Source organism: Moorena sp. SIO3B2 (assembly GCF_010692525.1).
Classification (GTDB): Bacteria; Cyanobacteriota; Cyanobacteriia; order Cyanobacteriales; family Coleofasciculaceae; genus Moorena; species Moorena producens.
In genome coordinates this window covers 1-1,412 of record NZ_JAAHHE010000872.1, presented here as the reverse complement: position 1 = coordinate 1,412, position 1,412 = coordinate 1, and the positions used below count along the sequence as shown (strand labels likewise).

Annotated in this window: 2 protein-coding genes; both read right to left on the bottom strand. The window is 38.0% G+C overall.

All coding sequences use genetic code 11. The features are described from left to right. On the bottom strand, nucleotides 1-214 hold a 214-nt coding region (locus F6K38_RS41945; RefSeq protein ID WP_287360756.1), incomplete at its 3' end, for a Uma2 family endonuclease. Nucleotides 215-352: 138 nt separating this feature from the next. Further along, a partial coding sequence (locus F6K38_RS41940; protein WP_287360754.1) for a sulfotransferase family protein occupies nucleotides 353-1,412 on the bottom strand: 1,060 nt, incomplete at its 5' end.

The window sequence follows — 1,412 nt, the reverse complement described above, 5'->3', positions numbered from 1 at the left end:
CTGGAACTTGTAATTCACAACTGTGCATCTTAATTAAGCGGGGGTTAATTAACTTGACTAATTGGAGCATTAGCCACATTACCCTCCAATGATTTGGTTCACTCTCAGGCGGCAATTCTACTAACTCCCCATCAAACAGCTCATAACGATTATCTGTGCCATCATCATATTCCAGGTATTCCTCAAAAGTGAGTTTGGAGGTGGTTTTAACCATGGGGCCCTCGCAATTACTGAATTAAATGGTACAGTTTTTATTATAACATTTTTTTAATTATATTTGGCAATATTATTTTTAATAATATGTTAATTTAAGTAACAGTTTACATTAGTAAATAGAGCCACTTTATTTAGTCTAATCCCAATTAAATGACATTCCTAAATACTCTTCTAACTTCTGATTATGAGGTCGAAAGAAGTCAGTTAACATTTGTCTCAAGTCTTGACTAATGGGAGTGTAAGACCTACCATTGCATTTGGGGTATTGAAAAAACTTCTGATCAGATAAACCCAAAAATGCAATGATGGTACTCATCACAATCTTGGGATTGCTATAGAAGTCTTCACTCTTCACTATTAAAAATTGTTCTCTCGGAAAAATCTCCATCCATCGTTTTAACTTATAGACGTAAAGACTTCCTAACAAATTATTTGGATGTCGATACCCGGTCTGTAATAGCTCTGATTCTGTCAAATTTTCCAGTCGTTGCTTTTCTAGAGCTAGGGCATCTTCTAGAGTTCGCTTTTCTCGACCATGATAAAAATTGTGATAGTAACAAGAGATGGCGCGATCAACGGGATTTCTCAATAAAACGATTAGCTTAACCTTGGGGAAAAACTGAAACATCCGTTGGGCAGATTCAGTGCAGTCAAAATAATTAGGACTTGCTTCTCCAGCTAAGAAATTAGGAGTGTCGGTAATGGATGGAAAATGGGCGAGATACCAATCAATCCCTTGATTATAATATTTACTGAAAAAATTTAACTCTTTTTTATGAGGAGACATAATTTGTGGATAACGACTCAGATACATATATAATGAAGATGTACCACATCTAGCCGCTCCAATAATCACGAAGTCTGGACCATGCTCTTTTTTAGGTTTCCAGTCAACCTCGGCCAGGTTGGGATTGGATGCAACTGCCTTTTTATAAGCGCTAGTTTGGTAACAGCTAATCGCCTCTTCAAGTTGCCCTTGCTCGGTTAGCACATCCCCTAAATTCCCCCAAGCCAGAGGAAAATCTGGTTCCCGTTCGATGCACTGTCGATAAAAGGTGATAAGTTGCTGTAACTGTTCTGATTCAATCCAGGTGTACTGTAGGTCTACATAAGCTCGCTTAAAACAGGGGTCAAGCTCAATCGCTTTTTGATAAGACTCAATGGCTTCTTTGAATCGACTTTGCCCTCTAAGGAGT